The sequence below is a fragment of the Belliella pelovolcani genome, assembly GCF_900156785.1.
GTDB classification, from domain to species: Bacteria; Bacteroidota; Bacteroidia; order Cytophagales; family Cyclobacteriaceae; genus Belliella; species Belliella pelovolcani.
On sequence record NZ_FTOP01000005.1, the window covers coordinates 83,750 to 105,316 of the forward strand.

General features: G+C 40.2%; 22 protein-coding genes and 1 pseudogene. 11 read left to right on the forward strand and 12 right to left on the reverse strand.

Features of this window, described 5'->3' with window-relative positions; genetic code table 11:
• Window positions 1–111: 111 nt before the first annotated feature.
• A complete protein-coding gene (locus BW935_RS07355; protein WP_076500068.1) occupies window positions 112–1,995 on the reverse strand; it encodes an alpha-amylase family protein in 1,884 nt (627 codons plus the stop codon).
• Window positions 1,996–2,219: 224 nt separating this feature from the next.
• Here BW935_RS07355 and BW935_RS07360 point away from each other — a divergent pair, with 224 nt between their 5' ends.
• On the forward strand, window positions 2,220–2,747 hold the full coding sequence (locus tag BW935_RS07360; RefSeq protein ID WP_076500070.1) for a lipocalin family protein: 528 nt from the start codon (window positions 2,220–2,222) through the stop codon (window positions 2,745–2,747).
• Window positions 2,748–2,793: 46 nt separating this feature from the next.
• Here the strand turns inward: BW935_RS07360 and BW935_RS07365 are convergent, their stop codons facing one another.
• Both BW935_RS07365 and BW935_RS07370 read right to left on the reverse strand, forming a co-directional pair.
• Entirely contained in the window at window positions 2,794–3,405 is a 612-nt protein-coding gene (locus tag BW935_RS07365) for a hypothetical protein (RefSeq protein WP_139325516.1), read from the reverse strand.
• A gap of 84 nt (window positions 3,406–3,489) precedes the next feature.
• Window positions 3,490–4,779 (reverse strand): M20/M25/M40 family metallo-hydrolase, encoded by a 1,290-nt coding sequence (locus BW935_RS07370; RefSeq protein WP_076500074.1) that lies wholly within the window; start codon window positions 4,777–4,779, stop codon window positions 3,490–3,492.
• A gap of 157 nt (window positions 4,780–4,936) precedes the next feature.
• Here BW935_RS07370 and BW935_RS07375 point away from each other — a divergent pair, with 157 nt between their 5' ends.
• From BW935_RS07375 to BW935_RS07385, 3 genes are read left to right on the forward strand one after another with little or no spacing between them, the layout of a single operon-like run.
• Window positions 4,937–5,449 (forward strand): hypothetical protein, encoded by a 513-nt coding sequence (locus BW935_RS07375; protein ID WP_076500457.1) that lies wholly within the window; start codon window positions 4,937–4,939, stop codon window positions 5,447–5,449.
• A 23-nt stretch (window positions 5,450–5,472) separates the two neighbouring features.
• Entirely contained in the window at window positions 5,473–5,916 is a 444-nt protein-coding gene (locus BW935_RS07380) for a DUF2147 domain-containing protein (RefSeq protein ID WP_076500076.1), read from the forward strand.
• Window positions 5,917–5,926: 10 nt separating this feature from the next.
• On the forward strand, window positions 5,927–7,036 hold the full coding sequence (locus BW935_RS07385; protein WP_076500078.1) for a DUF6268 family outer membrane beta-barrel protein: 1,110 nt from the start codon (window positions 5,927–5,929) through the stop codon (window positions 7,034–7,036).
• Window positions 7,037–7,292: 256 nt separating this feature from the next.
• Here the strand turns inward: BW935_RS07385 and BW935_RS07390 are convergent, their stop codons facing one another.
• The 5 genes from BW935_RS07390 to BW935_RS07410 form a co-directional block, all read right to left on the reverse strand.
• A complete protein-coding gene (locus tag BW935_RS07390; RefSeq protein ID WP_076500080.1) occupies window positions 7,293–7,940 on the reverse strand; it encodes a hypothetical protein in 648 nt (215 codons plus the stop codon).
• Window position 7,941: 1 nt separating this feature from the next.
• Window positions 7,942–9,249: a UDP-N-acetylglucosamine 1-carboxyvinyltransferase gene (murA, locus tag BW935_RS07395; protein ID WP_076500082.1), complete on the reverse strand. Its 1,308-nt coding sequence runs from the start codon at window positions 9,247–9,249 to the stop codon at window positions 7,942–7,944.
• Entirely contained in the window at window positions 9,250–9,915 is a 666-nt protein-coding gene (locus BW935_RS07400; protein WP_076500084.1) for a DUF4290 domain-containing protein, read from the reverse strand.
• An 81-nt stretch (window positions 9,916–9,996) separates the two neighbouring features.
• Complete coding sequence (locus BW935_RS07405; RefSeq protein WP_076500459.1) at window positions 9,997–12,252, reverse strand: ATP-dependent helicase; 2,256 nt, start codon at window positions 12,250–12,252, stop codon at window positions 9,997–9,999.
• Window positions 12,253–12,441: 189 nt separating this feature from the next.
• A complete protein-coding gene (locus BW935_RS07410; protein WP_076500086.1) occupies window positions 12,442–13,284 on the reverse strand; it encodes a lysophospholipid acyltransferase family protein in 843 nt (280 codons plus the stop codon).
• Between the two features lie 208 nt (window positions 13,285–13,492).
• Between BW935_RS07410 and BW935_RS07415 the strand changes: the two genes are divergently transcribed.
• The 4 genes from BW935_RS07415 to nadD are packed head-to-tail and all read left to right on the forward strand — an operon-like array spanning window position 13,493 to window position 15,553.
• Window positions 13,493–14,086, forward strand: a complete 594-nt coding sequence (locus tag BW935_RS07415) for a sigma-70 family RNA polymerase sigma factor (protein WP_076500088.1) — start codon at window positions 13,493–13,495, stop codon at window positions 14,084–14,086.
• A gap of 47 nt (window positions 14,087–14,133) precedes the next feature.
• Entirely contained in the window at window positions 14,134–14,406 is a 273-nt protein-coding gene (locus BW935_RS07420) for a mycothiol system anti-sigma-R factor (protein WP_076500090.1), read from the forward strand.
• Window positions 14,407–14,411: 5 nt separating this feature from the next.
• A complete protein-coding gene (gmk, locus tag BW935_RS07425) occupies window positions 14,412–14,984 on the forward strand; it encodes a guanylate kinase (protein WP_076500092.1) in 573 nt (190 codons plus the stop codon).
• A 2-nt stretch (window positions 14,985–14,986) separates the two neighbouring features.
• Window positions 14,987–15,553 carry a nicotinate (nicotinamide) nucleotide adenylyltransferase gene (gene nadD, locus BW935_RS07430; protein ID WP_076500094.1) on the forward strand — a complete coding sequence of 189 codons (567 nt, stop codon included), beginning with the start codon at window positions 14,987–14,989 and terminating at the stop codon, window positions 15,551–15,553.
• Between the two features lie 138 nt (window positions 15,554–15,691).
• Here the strand turns inward: nadD and BW935_RS07435 are convergent, their stop codons facing one another.
• Window positions 15,692–16,303 (reverse strand): RNA polymerase sigma factor, encoded by a 612-nt coding sequence (locus BW935_RS07435; protein WP_076500096.1) that lies wholly within the window; start codon window positions 16,301–16,303, stop codon window positions 15,692–15,694.
• Window positions 16,294–17,433, reverse strand: a complete 1,140-nt coding sequence (locus tag BW935_RS07440; protein WP_076500098.1) for a glycosyltransferase — start codon at window positions 17,431–17,433, stop codon at window positions 16,294–16,296. Before BW935_RS07440 ends, BW935_RS07435 begins: the two co-directional genes overlap by 10 nt.
• A gap of 135 nt (window positions 17,434–17,568) precedes the next feature.
• On the opposite strand from BW935_RS07440, the gene tgt reads away from it, so the two are divergent.
• The 3 genes from tgt to BW935_RS07455 are packed head-to-tail and all read left to right on the forward strand — an operon-like array spanning window position 17,569 to window position 20,696.
• On the forward strand, window positions 17,569–18,699 hold the full coding sequence (gene tgt, locus BW935_RS07445) for a tRNA guanosine(34) transglycosylase Tgt (RefSeq protein WP_076500100.1): 1,131 nt from the start codon (window positions 17,569–17,571) through the stop codon (window positions 18,697–18,699).
• Window positions 18,700–19,773 carry an LptF/LptG family permease gene (locus BW935_RS07450; RefSeq protein WP_076500102.1) on the forward strand — a complete coding sequence of 358 codons (1,074 nt, stop codon included), beginning with the start codon at window positions 18,700–18,702 and terminating at the stop codon, window positions 19,771–19,773.
• 2 nt (window positions 19,774–19,775) lie between these two features.
• On the forward strand, window positions 19,776–20,696 hold the full coding sequence (locus BW935_RS07455; protein ID WP_076500104.1) for a DMT family transporter: 921 nt from the start codon (window positions 19,776–19,778) through the stop codon (window positions 20,694–20,696).
• 263 nt (window positions 20,697–20,959) lie between these two features.
• Here the strand turns inward: BW935_RS07455 and BW935_RS07460 are convergent, their stop codons facing one another.
• Both BW935_RS07460 and BW935_RS07465 read right to left on the reverse strand, forming a co-directional pair.
• Entirely contained in the window at window positions 20,960–21,292 is a 333-nt protein-coding gene (locus tag BW935_RS07460) for a type II toxin-antitoxin system PemK/MazF family toxin (RefSeq protein WP_076500106.1), read from the reverse strand.
• Window positions 21,279–21,503: pseudogene (locus BW935_RS07465) on the reverse strand (ribbon-helix-helix domain-containing protein); the annotation flags it as partial. The gene BW935_RS07460 and the pseudogene BW935_RS07465, both read right to left, overlap by 14 nt.
• Window positions 21,504–21,567: the final 64 nt, after the last annotated feature.

The window sequence follows — 21,567 nt, forward strand, 5'->3', positions numbered from 1 at the left end:
TTCGATTGACACTTGCTTTAGCTGGAGGCAAACAATTCAATGATTCAGTTTTGGCTTTAACCAAATCAATTTCTACTCTCTAATCCTTCAATAACTTAATGAACTTAATTTCTAATCAACTCCTTTAAGCTCCAAAATCCAACTCTCCAATGGCTCCAAATCTACCCTGACTGTTCCTAGACCAGCATGGATATGTAGTTTTGCCTTGGCTGACTGGTATAGCTTTTCCTCCAATTCATATTCTCCATCTTCCAATCCCCAAGCGGTGATGATGCTGGCAGGGATTTGTAAGTCAAAGCCAAAGGTGTCATTTTGAGCAAAATTGGTGATGATGATGAGCTTTTGTTCATGCGACCACCTGATGTAAGAGAATACTCGGTCATTGTACCATTCAGTATTACCTCTATTGAATGCATGGATTTCAGCATAATTACCTGCAAGTGCAGGACTCTTGATCGTGAAATTCAATAATCTTTTATAGAAATCTCTGAGCTCTTTTTCAGAAGTACTGAGTTGACCTCCATCAAATTTCCCATCATTCATCCATCTTTGATGGTGGGGAACGCCAATGTAATCGAAGATAGACGTCCTACTCGCACTTCCAAAGCCTGCATGCTCTACCGCTGGCTCGCCAACTTCCTGTCCAAAATAAATCATCATTGGTGCTTGATCGACGGTGGCCGAAAGCACTGCAGCAGGTTTGGCGATTTCCGCTTTTCCTGCAAATTCTGGACTGGCAATTCTTTGCTCGTCATGATTTTCTAAGAAATGCAACATGTGCTGACTGATATCAGAAAGCCCCTGCTGAATCTGGATAAGATTGTCAGTGGAGCCTCTGCCTTGCATGATGTTTTTCAGCGTATCATAGAGCTCTACCTTATCGTAGAGATAGTCCATTTTGCCCAATTGGATGTAGTTTCTGTGTTCTCTTGGATTGTAAATTTCAGCCAAGAGAAAAGCATCAGGATTAGCCATCTTAATAGCGGAGTTCATGTAACTCCAAAATTCCACAGGAACCATTTCCGCCATGTCAAATCGAAAGCCATCCACACCTTTTGCTGTCCAGAATAGGGCAATATTTCTGAATTTCTTCCATGAATCTGGTACATCCTTATCTTGCCAAAATTCAAAATGTGCTTCAAAATCAGCTTCTCTGAAATAGTCTGGCAGCTCAGGGAAGTCCTTGCTCCCATCTGGCTTGATACCATAATTGATCTTCACTGTCTCGTACCAATCATTGAAATCAGGTCTAGCTTCTCGTGAGCCATTTCCAGTCCATTTGGCAGGGTTTTCATCAAAACTTCCATCAGCTAAGGGATGATCTTCCCCTCCGAGTGGACGATAGTCACCTTGTGGCAATGGAACTTCAAATGCTTTCTCTGGAATGTAATAGAAGTTATTATCTCTTTTGTATGCTACACTAGTATCATCATCGGCTCCAAAGTCTTTGACTCCCTCAGGATTGTTTTTGCCTTCGTACTTTCTTGCCACATGATTGGGGACGATGTCTATCAGAACTTTCAATCCTTGAGCATGGGTTCGCTTGATTAAGGCCTCGAATTCCTCAAGCCGCTTGCTTGGATCATCAGCCAGATCTGGATTGACTTGGTAGTAGTCCTTGACCGCGTATGGCGATCCAGCTCGACCTTTGACCACATCTGGATCGTCATTAGAAATTCCATAAGCTGTATAATCCCTAATCACTGCATGGTGAGGAACACCTGTGTACCAGATATGGGTGGCACCTAAATCTTTGATTTCTTGAAGTGCTTTTTCGGTAAAATCTGAAAACTTCCCGACACCATTTTCTTCCAAAGTACCCCAAGGTTTATTATTGGTATTGGTATTTCCAAAAAGCCGTGTAAAAACCTGATAAACGACTATTTTATGATTTTCTTCCATTTCGGATGTTGGTTCAATAGGGTTACTGTCGCATGCCAAAAAGCCTAATGCTAAACTTCCAGCCACAGACATAGAGGTAAGTAATTTCTTCATAAGACCAAATATAAAAAATGTTAGCAGGCAAAAGTTTAAAAACGCTTAAAACTCAAGCCTAAGAAATAAGAGTTATGGTTAAACGAGTGATTTGAATTGTAGTTAAGTTTAAATAAAACCAAAAAAATGAATTTATATAAAAATTAAATCATTAAATATTATATAAATAAATGGAAATATTTTATTTTAGAGAAAATATGTTTCTCTTTAAACTACAGACGAGTATGAAAAATTCTTTACTGAAATTCTCATTTGCAATATTTGCAATCCTTAGCCTTACTTTCTTTACTTCATGCGGGAATGATGATGACCCTGAGATGGTGAGTATTGAGGGTACTTGGGATTATGATGAATTCGATTTAGAAATCAGTATCAATAATATGTCAGATGTTGATTTTTTTATTCAAGAATTTGGAGCTACACCTGCTCAAGCAACAGCAGCTTCTCAATCCTTAAAAGATGGTTTCTTTGAAAGTGACGATTTCGAAGGAACAAGATTTATTTTCGCATCAAATGGTTCTTATGAAATCAGAGTTGATGATCAATTAGATGAATCAGGAACTTACTCAGTAAATGCTGACAATACAATATTAACATTAAGTTCAGATTCGGAGTCAATAGACTTTGAAATAGCAGAATTGAGCAGAAATAGACTAACAATCAGTGTTGAAGAAAGATTTGAATTTGACCTGACTGATGATGATATTGATGAATTATTAGAGTTAAAAATTATCATATCTTTCATCCGGTAATGATAAATGCTAGAGGTTGCAGGTATATCTGCGACCTCTAGCTTCTTTAATTTTTCAAGTTTGATCTCCCAAAGAAGTATTTAATACCTAGATTAACCTGTCCCAGCCTAGCTTCAAAATTTCTTTCCTCTGAGAAAGGGTTTCTATAGTTAGCTCCATATCTAAAAGTCCCAATATTTGCATCAAATCCCCATTTTTGATTCGGTAAAAACATAAATGCTGGAAATATGGAGAAATTATAAATGGTGCTTTTTGATTCAGTAAACTGTGACATAGAGTCCCTATTGATCTGTCCAATTATAGCGCTTCCTTCTAAACTGAAAAGAAATATTTCTGTAATTGGGAAAAATTTTCTGATAAAAATTCCACCTGCCAAACTATTACTTCTCCTTTCTTCAAATAGATTGGTAGCAGGATTAATAGTTGGGATTTTGGTTCTGTTAAAATTAATTGTTGGGCCAATGGCAATAGACTCATTCAAAAATATCCCTAAATGAGCGTGTGATGAAAAAAACAAGTTGTAAGGTGTCATTCCAGCACCAGTATCATATTTATAGGTCTCGAGAGAAACGGACCCTCCCAGATATTTTGTTCCTTTGGAAAATTGACCAAAAGAAAGGAAGGGTAAAAAGAATAGAATGACGAAAAGCTTTTTCATAGCATATAAATAATATCCTGAAAGGTAAGCTTTAGTTTTGAATTTCAAACGATATTTTCTTTAGTAAAATTTAGAATGTAGACTTTACTTCAATAACCTATATACAAACAAAGTGCTTCTCTTGATCAAGTCAGGGTATTGCTTCATATTGATGGTCTCAGCTGGTGAATGTGCGCCTGAGCCAGAGGCACCAATTCCGTCTATACAGTCTAAGAATTCAGCTACATAAGAAATATCGCCTGCTCCCCTAGACCCTGGATCTCCAGCTTTCACTTCCCCGTAACCCATATCCATACTGACTTGATTCAAAATGTCAACTAGTGCCATATTCCCTTCAGTAGGAGGCATGGATGGAATCCCATCTTCAAAGGTGATCTCAGCGGTAGTTCTATTGAGATTTTGACCTACTATCCCTCGCATTTTTTCTCTTGCGGCTTCTTTTTGTGGTTCTCCCAAAAACCTTAAATCACCTGTTACTAAGGCTTCTATTGCCACAATGTTGGTCTTACCAAGTGCCTCTCCTTTACCCGTTTCGGAATTATAGCTGATGTCAGATCCTCCAATAAATTGACCAGGGTTGAAAGTAAGGTATTGCTCCTCCGATAGTTGCACCCTGAATTCATTCAAAATCCTAGCAGCTTCATAGATAGCACCATAGCCTGCATTTTCTTTGAAAACACCCGAAGAGTGCACTTGTCTACCTGTTGTTTTGAGTGTCCATCCTGACGCACCTCTGCGGGCAACGGTAGCAATATTGAAGCCTTGTGCGGTTTCACATCCTAACGCGACATCGTGCTGCTTGGCTCTTTCTACAAAATCTAATCGGCTGACCCAGCTAGGTTTGCCGGCATTTTCTTCATCACCTGTAAAATAAACAGTGATCGTTCTATCTTCTAATAAACCCAATTCATGCAAAGCCTTGAGACTAGCAAAAATCATAGCGTTTCCTCCCTTCATGTCATTCACTCCTTGTCCTTTGGCGGTGTTTTCGTCCACCATGGTGAAAGGGTGAAATGGCATGTCTTTTTCAAACACCGTATCCAAATGACCTATGAAAAACAATTTTTTACCCTGTGACCCTTTTCTAGTGGCTACAAAATGTCCTGCTCTCCTCAATGAATCTGGAAGTGTAACCCATTCAGTTTGGAAACCGATTTTAGCAAACTCCCTTTCATATACTTTAGCTACTGCTCTGACTCCTTCTAAATTGAAAGTGCCTGAATTGATATTGACAGTTTCTTCCAGAAGTTTGACCGTCTCTTCATAGTTTTTTTCGATCTGCTCTAAGAGCTTTTGTTCAATAGGATCAAGATTCTGAGAGAAAACTGACAGAGGAGCAATCAATAAGAAAATAATAAGAAGTTTGGTTTTCATGGTTGTGATTCTAAGTATTCTGTGTTTCTTTTGTCAACACAAGATATCCAAATAATCAGATTTCTGTAACAAGTCTTTCTGTAAGTGGTTAAAAACTGGAATAATTTTGGTTTTGAATCATTATGAGATCTGATTCGTAAAACTAAACATGTTACTTATGCAAAATCATTTCCAAAAGCTGTTTTTCAGCATCTTGGCTATCATAGCCTTGTCCGCTTGTTCGGGCAACCTGACTACTGTTGAAATTGAAACACCCGAAATGCAACTTTCCGCTGAGGGGCCGCTCTTTGAAGGCGCTAACTCAGCCACTGCAACTTGGGAATTTGATATCAATCAATTGCTTGGTGAAGTCGAAGGAAAGGTTTCAAAGGCAAAGGTGTCTGCCGTAGAAGTGACCTTGAAGCCGTCAGAGGGTAGCCCAGCATTGGAGAAAATGGTTTTTGAAGTGACATCTAAAAACACTTCCATGACACGCGTGGGGCTTTTCGAGGGAAGTATCAATGAAGGCGAGACTTTTTATTTAAATATCGCAGATCAACAAGAAAATTTGGCGAAAGCTTTTGAAGATGGTAGAATCACCTTTGTGGGGGATTTTGATCTATTGGAAGAAGAATTCTGGGAGAATCTTGAATTTTCGCTAAAAGTCAAATTTGAATTAGGAATCAAATAATCATCTATAAACTCAAAATAACTATGAAAAGATTAATCGCAATAATCGCATTCCTTTTTACAGGAACTTTCGCAATGGCGCAAGATGCTGACGCAATCGTCGGTGTATGGGAGCCAGGTAATGGCAAAGCTAGGGTGAAGATCGATAACATCGATGGTAAATACTATGGTAGAATCGTATGGCTAAAAGAGCCAAACGACCCAGAGACTGGCAAGCCAAAAACAGATGTCAACAACTCCGATGAGAGTATGAAAAATGTGCCTTTGAGAGGTTACAGAATGCTGAAGGATTTTGAATATAAAGGAAAAGGAGTGTGGGAAGAAGGTACTATTTATGATCCTGAGACAGGAAATACCTACAGTTCTGTGATCACCATGAAGGATGAAAACACATTGGATATCAGAGGCTATGTAGGTGTCAAGACCTTTGGGAGATCTGATACTTGGAGAAGATTAAAAGTCAATTAATTCAGCCGTTATGAAGATCAAACTCCTATTGGCAAGTATTGCCCTGTTATTGACAGGGCTTTTTCCATTGTTGGCGCAAGACGATGATGACGAGGATTGGGATATCTATGGAGATCTTGAATTGGTCGATGATACCAAAGTAAAGCGATTTGCAAAACCAACAATAGTTGGCATGAGTCCAACACGTTTTTTGAGTCTTTCTTATGATCGCCAGTTACCTTACAACATGAATCTTTCTGCAACGAGATTTCCCGCTAGTGGAAATTCAGGTTGGGGAGTAGACGAGGATGCTCCTGTTTCTGAGACTGGGAGAGTGAATTTCACTGGTGGTATTCGCTTCAATTCAAATATTCCGGTGATATCCAAAAGTAACTTGGTCTGGCAGACAGGTATTAATTATATGCGAACAGGCTACAGTATTACTGATATAGAAAACCAGGGAAATGGAACTGGCTTGGCTACAATCTTGGACGAAAGAGGATTAAACAATTTGAATTGGACCAACACCTTCTTCGTACCGATCAGTGAACAAAATTTCTTCATCTTTCAAGGTTCTTTTGACATGAGCGGAGATTATGGCTGGAATTTACAACCTTTCAATACAGTGAGGTGGAGCTTAGCGGCTGTGTATGCTAAGCGTGTGAGTGAAAATAAGCGTTGGGGGCTTGGCCTTGCTAGAACTTACAGAGTGGGTAATCTAAATTATGTTCCAGTAGTGATGTATGATGTAACAAGTGCAGATAGGAAATGGGGAACAGAAATCCTCTTTCCTGCGAGAGCCCATGGTAGATACAATTTCAGTAAGACTTCTCTTTTGTTGTTTGGCTACGAGCTCGAAGGGCAATCCTATAGAATTGATCAGTTCTCAGTAGGGAATAATAGCTACGAAATCAGAAGGGGTGAATTAAGACCGAGGCTGGAGTATCAAAAACAGTTATCGGGACCTTTTTGGATGAATGTTCAGGCAGGTTATAGGATAGATTACACCTTCAATGCTGACGAGTTGGAAGGTAGCCGAGAGTTTTTCAGAGGTTTCTTTGGACAGCAGCAATACGGCATGATCAACAATCTCGGGAATGCAGTTTACTTTAATATAGGAATCAGTTTTGTGACTTTATAATTGCTTATTAAATCTTCAATAGTCCACGGTTGATAGACCACAGTATCCCTAACTTAATTTGTGACGTAATTTGGAGGTTAATTTAAGTGTAGACAAAAATTTGAAGGTGAACTTCCCCAAAGCTATGATCAATATGATAGCGTTTTGGGGAAGTTTTTTTTGGGCCATTTTTTCTTTTTAGGACTTTAAAAGTAACTCTTGGTTTTATCAATGGATGAAATGGTGAAGATTGATTCAATTGTTCTACCGAAATCAATTAATCCACTTTGATATCGGTAAACCAAATAAACTTCACTCCATCTGCATTGAAATGTTCTGTGGCGAAAGTGACCCCATTAAATACTCGCTCAGCTTCCCAAGTAAAGGCTCGCCCTTCTGCACCATTTCCTTTTCTGAAAACCCATTCTTTGATCATGTATTTTTCATCTAAATAAAGATCATAGGCATCTCCCGGAGTGTAACCATCTTCATTGTTATAGATGATGGTGAGTTTGGTGCTGTTTTCTCCAGAAATGGGGGCTAAGACTTCATCCTCTTCTTCAAAAGTATAGCCTGTATCCCAAATCAGTTGGAAAGGGTACATCAACCAGTATTTGTCATTGATAAATGCAGCATCCGCTCTTGGAAGTTCGTCTTTTGGTAAATCTAAGCTATAAGTATAACTCGTGTCAGCATCAGCATAGTAGACTGTTCTTTCTTTGATATTCCATTGCCAGTCTCGGGTCCGGACCACATCTCCAGCTTGGACATTCCAAGTATAGGCGATGGAGTTGAGGTTTTCGAACTTGTCAAATCCATATGCTGCAGCTACTTTTTGTGGAGTAGTCATGTCTGATTCTGAGGAAGCACAAGAGATCAATAGCGCAAAACTGATTAAGCTTAATATTTGAGATATTTTTTTCATTTCAGTCAATCCTCACTATATCTGCTCCTAACGCATTCAATCGCTGATCAATGTATTGGTAACCTCGGTCGATCTGTTCAATATTATCGATGATTGAAGTACCTTCTGCTGAGAGCGCAGCTATCAATAGTGCAACTCCTGCTCTGATATCAGGCGAAGTCATGCGGATACCTCTCAGTGGGTATTTTCTATCCAGTCCAATTACAGTAGCTCTGTGTGGATCACAAAGGATGATCTGTGCGCCCATATCGATCAGCTTATCCACGAAAAACAAGCGACTTTCAAACATTTTTTGATGTACCAAAACTGTCCCTTTGGCTTGTGTTGCCGTCACCAAAACAATGCTCAATAAATCTGGGGTAAATCCTGGCCAAATCGCATCCGCAATGGTCAAAATCGAGCCATCGATGAAAGTTTCGATTTCGAAATGCTTCTGTGCTGGAATATGAATATCATCACCTCTAAATTCTAAGTTGATGCCCATTCTTCGGAAAGTATCAGGAATAATTCCCAATCTGTGGATTTGAGCATTTTTAATGGTGATTTCGGACTGGGTCATCGCTGCTAAGCCGATAAAAGATCCAATCTCGATCATATCAGGAAGTAGCGTGTGCTCTGTTCCTTTGAGCGATTTGACGCCTTCTATGTTCAATAGGTTAGAGCCGATTCCAGTGATTTTTGCTCCCATGCGGTTGAGCATGTCGCATAGTTGTTGCAGATAGGGTTCGCAAGCGGCATTGTAGATCGTAGTCTTGCCTTTGGCAAGCACTGCGGCCATCACAATATTGGCAGTACCTGTCACTGAAGCTTCATCGAGCAGCATATATGCTCCTTGAAGGTTTTTGCCATCGATATGATAGATTTCACGTTTTTTGTCGTAGTGAAATTCCGCTCCAAGTTTTTGGAAACCTGTGAAGTGAGTGTCCATCCTTCGACGGCCAATTTTATCCCCTCCTGGCTTGGATAGCCTACCTGTCCCAAATCTTGCCAATAATGGCCCCAGGATCATCACCGAACCTCTTAGGGAAGATGCTTTTTTCAAGAAATCTTCTGTGTCTAGGTACTTCAGGTCGATTTTGTCAGCTTGGAAAGTATAAGATTCTGGTCCAATTTTTTCCACCTTAACACCCATGTCAGCCAAAAGCTCAATGAGCTTATTGACATCGCGGATGTTAGGAATTTTGTTGATGGTGATTTTTTCTGGAGTCAATAATACAGCACAAAGAATTTGTAGCGCTTCGTTTTTTGCTCCTTGTGGAGTGATTTCACCTTTCAGCTTCAATCCTCCTTTTACTCTGAATGAAGCCATTTACCTTCTTTTTTTGGAGAATCCTCCGTTATTAGTTCTTCTTCTGTTGCTGCTGAAGTTCCTTCTATTGTTACCACTGCTCTCAGCTTCTACTGGGATTTTGAAATCCCTTCTGGTATTGGTCTCAAAAAGTCCCATTTCTTTTACCTTCTCAAAATCAATGTGCAGCTTACCTTTGGAAAGGGTTTTGATGTCGTCCAAAATGATCTGATCGTCAAAATTATCTCTGTTCCAAGTAGAATGAAAACTTCTCATCAGTTGACCTATATAGATGATGGCCGCTTCCTGTTCTTCATCATCTTCTATTTCTACGGCCTTCTCGATTAGTTTTTCGATGTTTCTACCATAGTGCTTAAACTTCACTTCCCCGACCGGGTAACCTATACGGTTTGGTTTTTTGCCCAATAGTTCTTTTTCTGGCATCGGGTAGGGGCCATCTACATCTAAAGTGAAATCGGACATGATATATAAGTCATCCCAGATCTTCTGATCACTTTCTTGCTTGAGAGAAGGATTGAGCTGTTTTACAATTTCGACCAAAGTATAGGCACTCTGTGTGCGCCTCTCTCTATCCTCGATTCCGGCAATGTGAATGGCCAGTCTTTGGATATTCTTTCCGTATTCTTTCAAAATGACTGTGTTTTTGTTGTCTTCAATTTGTTTCATAACCAAACCTTTTTGCTTCGCCTCCTTGAAGGTACAAAAAATATGGTTTCAGTTTGGGTTCTTTTTTTAATGCTGAGCAAGTCAGTCTATTATCCGAAGCTTCGCAAAGCTAAGTAATAAAGTTTTTTCTCCAAAATTCTCAAATTGTATCGTCGCTTTTTTATTGATTCCTTCGACTTCTATCTTCGAAACTTTTCCAAAACCAAACTTCGGATGCTCTACCAGCATATCCACGGCCAAGTTGTTGGTGTTGGAAGGTTTGAAGTCTGGACTTGGTGTATGTACCTTGGCGGTAGATTGAGGGCGCATGGCTGGGTTTTTTTTGATCCCGATAAATCCATTTCTGCCTTCGCTTCCTTCGTTTCTCAAGGCTCCTGCTGGGGATGCAGTCATGCGCTTGTTGACTTTGATACAGCTAGGGTCGATTTCCTCCAAGAATCTGCTAGGTTCACAGTTCAATAATCGCCCATACCTGTACCTGCTGAGCGCATATGTGAGGTAAAGCTTGTCCATGGCCCTGGTCGTTGCTACATAGAAAAGTCTCCTTTCTTCTTCCAAATCTTCCCTGCTCTGCATCATCATTTGGGATGGGAAAAGGTCTTCTTCCATGCCGACCACGAAGACTTGTTTGAATTCTAGACCCTTTGAGGAGTGAATCGTCATCAAAGTCACGGAATCTGTCGTGTCCTTATCCCTGTCATTGTCAGTCAAAAGCGCGATCTCTTGTAGGAATGCACCCAATGACTTGTCTTCATTCTCAGGATTGTCGACATATTCTTTGATGGCATTGAGCAATTCTTGGACGTTTTCGTAGCGATTAAGACCTTCGATGGTCTTGTCTTCATACAGGTCTCTCAATAAGCCCGATTGCTTGGCTATAGAACTTGCCGTTTCAAAAGCATCTTTCCGTTCCATTTCTATCCCAAAGCTTTTGATCATGGTGGTGAAATCTTCCACAGCATTGGAAGCTCTTCCTGATAGAAAGCTATTGGCATTGGTCATCACTTCCCAGAGTGGGATATCGTGTTCGTAGGCAGCCACCAGCATTTTTTCTACTGTAGTGTCACCTATGCCTCTTTTTGGATAATTAATGATTCTCTTGAAGGCCTCTTCGTCGTCTTTGTTGACGACAAATCTGAGGTAAGCCATCAAGTCTTTGATTTCTTTTCTCTGGTAAAATGAAAGTCCACCGACGATCTTATAGGTGATATTCATTTTTCTCAATGCCTCTTCCATAGATCTCGATTGAGAGTTGGTGCGGTAGAGAATGGCGAAATCGCTGTTATTGAGCTTTTTGTTGTTTTTTTCTTCAAAAATTGTGGTAGCTACCACTCGGCCTTCTTCATTGTCAGAGCTCGCTTTGATCAGTTCGATCATGTCTCCGTCAGCATTTTGAGTCCAGACATTTTTTTGAAGTTGCGCTTTATTTTTGGCAATGATGCTGTTGGCAGCTTGGACGATGTTTTTGGTAGAGCGATAGTTCTGCTCTAGTTTGACCACAAAAAGGTCGGGATAGTCTTTTTCAAAATTCAAGATATTTTGAATATCTGCACCACGGAAGGCATAGATGCTCTGTGCATCATCTCCAACTACACAGATATTTTGATGAACTGCTGCGAGCTTTTTGGTGATGAGGTATTGGGAGAGGTTGGTATCCTGAAACTCATCTACCATCACATATTTGAATCTTTGTTGATATTTGTTCAAGACATCAAGATGGTCTCGGAAAAGGACGTTGGTATTGAATAACAAGTCGTCAAAGTCCATGGCAGAGGACTTGAAGAGGCGCTTTTGGTAGGTTTTGTAGATCTCTCCCATACGAGGCTTCATGGCAGATTCATCATCGGCTTTGATGTATGGGTCATTGAGATAGGCCTCCCAAGAGATCAGTCTGTTTTTTGCTCCGGAAATCCGAGAAAGTACTGTGTTTGGTTTGTAGACTTTGTCGTCCAGCTTCATTTCTTTGACGATGGACCGGATGAGTGACTTGCTGTCATCAGTGTCATAGATGGTGAAGTTAGATGGATAGCCTAATTTTTCTGCTTCTACTCTGAGGATTTTGGCAAAAGTAGAGTGAAAAGTCCCCATCCAAGTGTTGCGTGCTTCCAGTCCTATCAGTTGTTCGATTCTGTGCTTCATTTCAGCAGCAGCCTTGTTGGTAAAAGTTAAGGAAAGGATATTAAAAGGGTCAATACCTTTGGCGTGGATCAGATGGGCAATTCGGTAAGTAAGTACCCTTGTTTTGCCCGATCCGGCGCCTGCGATGATCATCACAGGTCCATCAGTATGTTCTACAGCTTCTTTTTGTGGGGGGTTGAGTCCTTTGAGGTAATCCATTCTTAATCTATCCATTCTACAAGCTTCAAAGTTAATGGATTTTTTGGCTTTAATGGAACGCGGATGACGCAGATTTGGTAGATGATCGCGGATAGGTAGAACACTGATGGCGCAGATGTAGCAGATGGTCGCAGGTAAAAAAGATCAGCGTTTATCCGTTCTATCCGCGTCATTGGCGTTCCATTTCCATTACCTACTGACCTTCCAACGATTGTGGCTCCAGAGGTATAGGCTTGGGCTGTGGCGGATGGTCTGCTCGGTACGTCGGATAAATTCATCTGTAATACTATGATCAGCAGCTTCTTTATAAGGGGGTGTATCCATCAGGCTGTAGGTGAAGATGTAATGTCCACGCTTGGGTTTGCGTACATCAGAATAGATCACGGTATGATCGAACCGCTTGGCGAGTTTTTCTGCTCCCTCAAAGAAAATCGTCTCCCGATTCATAAAAGGCGCCCAGTAGCGAATCTCTGCATTTGTAGGCCTTTGATCAGCAGCCAGTACTATCAAGCGTGGTACTTTTCTATTTCTTAGATATTCCCTTTGAAATGCCGCTCTTTCTACCAGCATTCCACCAAATCTACTTCGGATGGTTTTCATCAGTTTTTCGAAAAAAGGACTGTTTACTTTGAGGTACACTACCTCGCATTGCGTACTGACATTGGCCATCATGTGTAGCAAATGCATCTCCCAGTTGAAAAAATGCCCTGTCATACCTACTACAACTTCACCTTTAGCGACAAGGTCTAACGGAATGTGCGCATTTTCGATCTGAACTCTTTGAGCCAATTCTTCTTGGGAAATCGTGTACATCTTGATGATTTCAGCAAAAGAATCTGTCAGATTCCTGAAAAACTCCCTTTCGATCTTTGTCCTTTCTTGATCAGTTTTCTCTGGAAAAGCATGTAAAAGGTTCTCTCTGATCACTTTCTTTCTATACCCGATCAAATAATACCCAATCAGATAAAGTAAATCCGAAAATACATACAACACACTTAAAGGAAGGTAAGAAATAAGTTTGATCAGAAGCATTACATTGTTTGATCTAGCAGGTTAAAGTTGGGTGTTTCAGTTGACAAATATCCTAATATCTACCAATATCCAATAATATCAATCTTAAAAATCAGGACTTGTTAATTGACAATAATAGTTTTGCCTTAGTCTATTTGTTGAAATAGCTCTTTTTACTTTCTTCAAAAAAATTAGCTATAATTTACCTCAATGCTTACTTTTGAGTCTTATGTCTGAAGTGCAGCGAAAAAAATATACCGAGCAGGAAAAAAATAGGATCTTCGATGAGGAGTTTATGCCTCATATAGATTCCATGTACAATTTTGGCTACAGGCTTACCTTTGATGAGGATGATGCCAAAGACCTTGTGCAGGACACCTATCTTAAAGCTTACCGTTTCATCAATTCCTTTGAGCAGGGCACCAATGCCAAGGCTTGGTTGTTCAGGATTTTGAAAAATAGCTTTATCAATGATTACCGCAAGAAGAGTAAGCAGCCCGCCAAGGTAGATTATCAAGAGGTGGAAACTTATTACAACTCTGAGGATGTTGACTATAAGATGACCTCAGATCTTCGCGTAGATTCCTTGAAGGATATGCTAGGGGACGAGATTTCCAATGCACTGAATAGCCTAGCGGTAGATTTTCGTACAGTGATTATTTTATGTGATTTGGAAGGCTTCACTTATGAGGAAATGGCCAAGATTCTTGATATCCCAATTGGGACTGTGAGATCTAGGTTACACAGAGCGAGGAACTTATTGAAAGACAAGTTGCGTTCTTATGCGCAAAATATGGGATATAAAACAGATGAGGAAGAATAGATTTCCTTCAAAAAATAATAGTAAAGATTACCCTAGATTAAAGTACAATGGAAAATAATTTGGAAGGTTCAGGAGAAAGGAAGCTGCAATGCTCTGATGTGAGTAAGTGCTTTCAATTGCTGGAAAGCATCCTAGATGGAGCGAATATTCCAGACTCACAAGAGATTCTCAAGTCTAAATTGGCAAAATGCCAGCCTTGTTTTGAGCATTATCACCTAGAGCAAGCGATCAAAGAGGTGCTTAAGAATAAATGCACCAAGCATGAGGTTCCCTCCGAACTGGTAGCAAATATCCGCCAAAAGATCGAAGAGATAAAGTAAGTAATATGTCATCAGGAAAAGCAATTATTTTTTCAGCTCCTTCAGGTTCGGGCAAAACGACCATTGTCCGACATTTAATCAGTAAGTTTCCAGATTTGGGGTTTTCTATATCCGCTTGCACTAGGGACAAGCGTGGTAGAGCCGAGCAAAACGGAAAAGATTATTACTTCCTCAGCCCCGAGGAATTCAAAAGTAAAATAGATCAAGACGCATTTATAGAGTGGGAAGAAGTCTATGAAGGCAACTTCTACGGCACATTGAAAGAAGAAATCCAACGTATCTGGGACTCCGGTAGACATGTGATATTCGATGTGGATGTCAAAGGTGGGCTCAATCTCAAAAAATACTTCGGCGATCAGGCTTTAGCCATATTTGTCAAGGTTCCTTCCATGGATGTATTGACAGAGAGATTGAAGGATAGAGGGACTGAGTCCGAGGAGAGTCTATCACGTAGGCTATACAAGGCAAAATTCGAAATGGGTTTTGAGAACAAATTTGATGTGACCATTGTCAATGATGACATGCAAAAGTCATTTGCAGAAGCAGAGAAAATGGTAGGTGAATTCTTAGCAAAATAACTTTGAAAATCGGGCTTTTTTTCGGATCTTTTAATCCTATTCATATTGGACACTTGATTATTGCCAATGTGATGCAGGATCAGACTGATTTGGATGAGGTGTGGTTTGTGGTCAGCCCTCAGAATCCTTTCAAAGCTAGAAAAACATTACTTCATGAACATGATCGGCTAAAGATGGTAGAGCTCGCCATCGCCGATCATTTCTTTTTTCGGGCTAGCGATGTGGAGTTCCACATGCCCAAGCCAAGTTATACGATCGACACACTCACTTATCTTTCCGTACAACACCCACAGCACGACTTCAAATTGATTGTGGGAGGTGATAATCTGACACATTTTCATAAGTGGAAAAATCACGAGCAGATACTCGAGCATTATGGACTCTATGTATACCCTAGACCCGGGGAATCACCTAGCCTTGAGCATCCTAATGTGAGATTTGTAGCAGCGCCATTGATGGATATCTCGGCGACGTTTATCCGTGACTCTATCAAATCAAACCATTCCGTTCGATACCTGCTTCATGAAAAAGTGGAGGAGTATATCAGGGATAGGAAGCTTTATTTTTGAAATTACATTCCAGTGTTCCATAAGGATAGCACACGGAACTTGTCCCGATCCCTTTCGGGATAACGCAGATCATGCGAAAGATCGAAGAAAACAAAATCAGTGTAAATCTTCTCAATCTGTGTTATCCGCGTTCTATCATCAAATATGCTTCTCCTTTCCTGAAGCGATCTCAAAAAGCAGTTCTCTGGATCTATGTAATTGGGCTTTGACAGTGCCTAGGGGTTTGTCAAGTTTTTGTGCAATCTCGTCGTAGGAGAGTTCTTGGAAGTAGCGTAACTCTACCAATTTGCGGTATTTGGCAGGGAGCTTGTCTACGAATACACGCACCATCTCAATCCTTTGAGACTTGATAAACTCATCCTGTGGATTGTTGTCATCATCTTCCACATCGATTGTTACAGCATTACCACCATCATCACTGAGCGTGGTGTTGAGGCTCATGGTTTTGAGTTTTTTCTTTCTGATGAAGTCTATGGTGTTGTTTGTGGCGATTCTGAAAAGCCAAGTACTGAAAGTGTAGTCTTTTTTGAATTTGTGAAGGTTTTTGAAAGCTTTGGCAAAAGCTTCCATCGTGAGGTCTTCAGCATCGTCTGCATCTCTGATCATTTTTAAGATCATAAAGTACACAGCTTTTTTATAGCGCTTCATCAATGCAGCATAGGCTTGCTGATCTTTCTGATCTACGGCTTGATCGATCAGATCAAAGTCCTCTAATGCCTTGTTTGAAAAACCTCTTGAATTTACTTCCATCTAACTGTTTTTGAACGGTACCCTAATGTGCCTATGATCCAAAAATACCCCAGATATATGACATCAGAAAATATTGGCCAATACACTTTGCCTATTCCTTGCAATTTTTTCCTTGCCGATGTGAATACCCAAGTGAGCATCAATGATCTCACGGTAATTATACCAAGAATCACTGCAAAATGTTCCCATTTTTCGGCTAGACCTAAAAAAATCAATAAACTTATTCCTGTGATCCAAAATAAGAGATGGGAAAAGGTGTAAAGCCCGATTTTTTGTTTGTCTTTACCTCGGTAATATTTACCAGCATGAAAATGCCTTTTCTTCTGCGTAAAGTAATTCTTCCAAGTACTTTTTGGTTTGGATAAAGTGATACTATCTGGGGTGATGACTACAGCTGTGTTTTTCCCATTTGCATACTTGTTGATAAAAAGGTCATCATCTCCACAATCAATTTGCCATAGGTCTTTAAAAGCTTTTTTCTCCATAAAGAAGCCCCTGCGATAGCAAAGATTTCTTCCAACCCCCATAAATGGTGCTTTCCATAGTGCAAAAGAAAAATAGAGTAGTGCTGTCCAAATTGTCTCAAATTGAATCCATTGATTTAAGAGTCCCCTATCCTTCTCGTATGGCGCATAACCCAGTGCAAAGGTTTTGCCCTCTTCCCTAACAGGGGCTGTCATCAATTTGATCCACTGATCAGTTTGTGGAATACAGTCTGCATCAGTGAGGAGAAGTACATCATTTTTGGCTACTTTGATACCCAAAGTAAGCGCATATTTCTTCGATGTCACATGATCTGGCGTGTACTTGACTGTCACAGTACGCAACTGAGGATACTGCGCCATCATCTTTTCCAAAAGCACCCTTGTTCCGTCAAAAGAACGATCATTGATCACCATGACATCGTAGTTAGGGTAATCCTGTGAGCAGAGTATAGGGATCAGTTTTTTGAGGTTTTCTTTTTCATTGTGCGCTGCAACAATTACTGTCACACCTTCTGGATTAACAAGGTTAGATTTTTCAGTATTTTTAATTTTGAAAAATGCCAACCTGCTAAAAATAAATAGGATATAAATCAATTGTACCGCCGTAGCTGCTAAAAATACTATCCACAAAATCTCGTTGATCATTCTGAAAGGGTTTAATGGGCAAATATAAAAGCAAAATCAGCATTCAATTCAAGAATAAGCTTATATTTTTGTGGGCGGATTGATCTAGTAAGAGCAATATCCGTATATTGAATTCTGAGTGCCGAAAATCTTAAGATGAAATTTATACTAGAACATACAGACCCTCAATCTAAAGCGAGGGCTGGAATCGTCAAAACAGATCATGGGGATATAGAAACCCCTATTTTTATGCCTGTAGGGACTGCTGGCTCGGTCAAAGCTGTTCATCAGCGTGAATTGACTTATGATGTCAAAGCACAGATCATTCTAGGCAATACTTATCATCTTTACCTCCGCCCAGGCTTAGATGTTTTGGAAAAAGCTGGTGGCTTACATAAATTCAATGGCTGGTCCAAGCCGATCTTGACAGATAGTGGAGGCTATCAGGTGTTTTCACTAGCAGGAACCAGAAAGATCACAGAAGAAGGGGTAGTGTTCAAGTCCCATATTGATGGCTCAAAGCATGTGTTTTCGCCTGAGGGAGTGATGGACATTCAGCGTACAATTGGTGCAGATATCATCATGGCATTTGATGAATGTACGCCCTATCCTTGTGAGTTTGGCTACGCCAGAAATTCCATGGAAATGACACATCGCTGGTTGAAGCGCTGCATTGAGCGCTTTGATAGTACTGAGGGGAAGTATGGCTATAGTCAGACTTTATTCCCCATCGTACAGGGCTCAGTTTTCAAAGATCTGAGGAAGCAGTCAGCAGAGTTTATCGCTTCTTGTGACCGAGAAGGGAATGCTATCGGAGGACTATCGGTGGGAGAACCTGCTGAGATGATGTACGAGATGACAGATATGGTGACGGATATCTTGCCAAAGGATAAGCCAAGATACTTGATGGGTGTTGGTACACCAGCTAATATTTTAGAAGGGATAGCGCTTGGCGTAGATATGTTTGACTGTGTGATGCCTACAAGAAACGCCCGCAATGGCATGCTTTTTACCTCGGAAGGGATCATCAATATCAGGAATGAAAAGTGGAAAGATGACTTCAGTTCTATTGATCCAGGGATCAACTCTTATGTAAGTAGCTTCTATTCCAAAGCATACCTGCGACACTTGACCATTGCTAAGGAAATTCTAGCTGCTCAGATCGCAAGTATTCATAATTTGGCATTTTACCTCTGGCTAGTAGGTCAGGCAAGAGAAAAAATCAAAACTGGGGAATTTGCCATTTGGAAAGATCAAATGGTCAAAAAAGTAAGTACAAGGCTGTAAATGAAACTGTTGGATAAACTCATCATCAAGGATTTCCTCAAAACCTACTTCTTCGTGGTTTTGATGTTGATCCTTATTGTCTTAGTCTTAGACTTTACTGAGAAGAATGATGCATTTATCCGTAATAAAGTTCCAGCTTCTGAGATCCTGAAGTATATGGCCAATTATGGCCTTTATCTCAATAATTTGCTGACTCCGATTACGGTTTTTATATCCGTGATCTTTATCACTTCTAAGATGGCAGGACGTACCGAGATCGTTGCGATCCTGAGTTCAGGGACATCTTTTATCAGGATGCTTCTGCCTTTTTTTATAGGGGCTTCCTTGATTGGAGCAGCTAGTTTTTTATTAAACGGATGGGTGCTTCCAGGAGCGACAGCAGGAGTGACGGAATTCAAGACCCGCTACTTGGAAGAGACGAAGTTTTACAATGAATCCAATATTCATATCAAAGTAGCCCCAGATGTGTATGCATATATTTCTAGGTACTATCCTTCTGGAAATATGGGGTACAATTTCACACTTGAGCAAATCAGAGATGGAGAATTGGTAGCTAAGCTTTCTGCAGATAGGATAGTCTGGGATACTGCAATCAACTCCTGGACAGCCAAAAACTGGAAAATGCGTGTGCTGCATGAAAGAGGGGAAGATTACACGACAGGAGATAATCTGGACACATTGTTGTCTATTCGACCAGATGATTTTGATTTGCCTTCCAATCATCACGAAACCTTGACCTTGCCAGAGTTGAGTAGACAAATACAGATTTTAGAAGATCGAGGTGCTGATAATGTGAATTATTATAGAATCGAGCGCTATGTGCGGTATATGTCTCCATTTGCTGCTGTAATTCTGACGTTTATAGGAGTGATTCTTTCATCCAAAAAGACCAGAGGTGGCTCTGGTTTTCAGATTGCACTAGGTTTTATGTTGGCCTTTGTATACATCATTTTGTTTTTGCTGTCTCGTACTTTTGCAGAAGCCGGTACGACTTATCCGATTTTAGCGATTTGGTTGCCTAATGTTGTTTTTGCAGTCACAGGTTTGGTCTTATACAAAACAGTGCCTAGGTAGTCATGCTTCAGAACGCTACGATCAAAGATTATTTGATGCTTCATTTCATAGTGGTGATTTGGGGCTTTACTGCAATACTGGGATTGCTCATCAGTATTCCATCAGTGGAGATTGTCTTTTATAGGACTTTGCTAGCGAGTGGTTTTTTGGGTTTGGTGTTTTTGGTGAAGAAGCAAAAAGTCAGATTGTCTCAGCAGGAGTTAGGTAAAGTAATAGGGACTGGTTTTTTGATCAGTTTACACTGGATTTTATTTTTCTGGGCTGCTCGAGTTTCTACCGCATCTGTATGTCTTGCAGGTATGGCGACTACCTCGCTTTGGACAGCTTTTATAGAGCCGATGGTCAATAAATCCAAAATCAAGTGGTTCGAAATCTTGCTTGGCATGATGGTGATATCAGGGCTATATGTGGTATTCAGCTTTGAGGGTGGTTACTGGCTCGGACTGAGTATGGCGGTAGCATCGGCATTGATTGCAGCGATCTTTACAGTGATCAATGGCAGGCTGACCAAGAGGCATTCTCCTTATGTTTTGACATTTTACGAAATGCTGGGAGCTTGCATATTTTCAGTTTTATTTATGCCTTTTTATGCTGCTTTTTTCACAGAAGGAGCGGGGTTGCAACTGATTCCACAAGGTTGGGATTGGTTTTGGTTATTCCTATTGGGTGGGGTTTGTACTGTGTACGCTTTTTCTGTTTCGGTGGAGTTGATGCGCAGATTGACAGCTTTTGCGATCAACCTGACGGTAAATTTAGAGCCAGTCTACGGAATCGTATTGGCGGTATTGATTTTTGGAGAAAAGGAGCAGATGACACCTGGTTTTTATCTGGGAACTTTGATTATTTTGATTTCAGTATTGCTCTATCCAGTGTTCAATTATTTCAATAGGAGAAGGCAAGCTAAGAGGGTGTTGGGGGTGTGAGACAAAAGTTGAACTAGTGGGGTTTGTTTAAAGTGATAACCTTCTAATTAATAGGCACATTTCTTAACTTACCTTTTTGATCAAAATTGTTATATCCTTTAATTTTATCGATGAAGTAGAATTAATTTCAATCGCTAAAATTCAAGCGCTTTATCCAAACAATTTTTGATAGGAACACTGTTTTTTGGCCTGACTCCTAGCATTGGCCTTTTATTCTAAAAATTTGACGATCGGTGTATGGTATTGGTCACGTTTGTTGAATGCTAGAGCGTAATAATATCTCCCAAAGTTGCCAAAGCTATTTGCAGATCCTTCTCTGAAATTTTACCGATTTTTTCCACCAAGCGCTCTTTCGAAATGGAGCGATTATGAAATACCATCATTTCAGATATTTCCCTCAGGTTGTTAGTCGTGTCAGGGATTAAAATTGGGTTGCCTTGATAATTTTTTATTTTGGAAGTCAAAGGAACAGTGATGACTACTTTGAGGTGTTTATTGAGTAAGTTTCCGCTGATAATGACTACTGGACGAAAGCCAGCTTGCTCAGAACCTTTACTAGGATTCAGATTAGCATACCAGATTTCACCTTGTTTCATCTTCTATCTGCTTGAAATATTCCGCCATCCCTTCTTCTGCCAAATTGATCATGTCCTTGTCTTCTTTGGCTTGACTATATGATTTTACATAGGCAGCTCTTTTGAGATGCTCAAGGTATAATCTCAATGCTTTTTCAATTAGCTTGTTTTTAGGAATCTCTAATTTCTTGGCATGCTCGTCGAGCATTTCCAATAAGTCATTTGGAAGTGAGCTTGTGAATTTGTCATATTTTTACATTTGAAATAAAAATACAAAATATATTTATGAAATATAA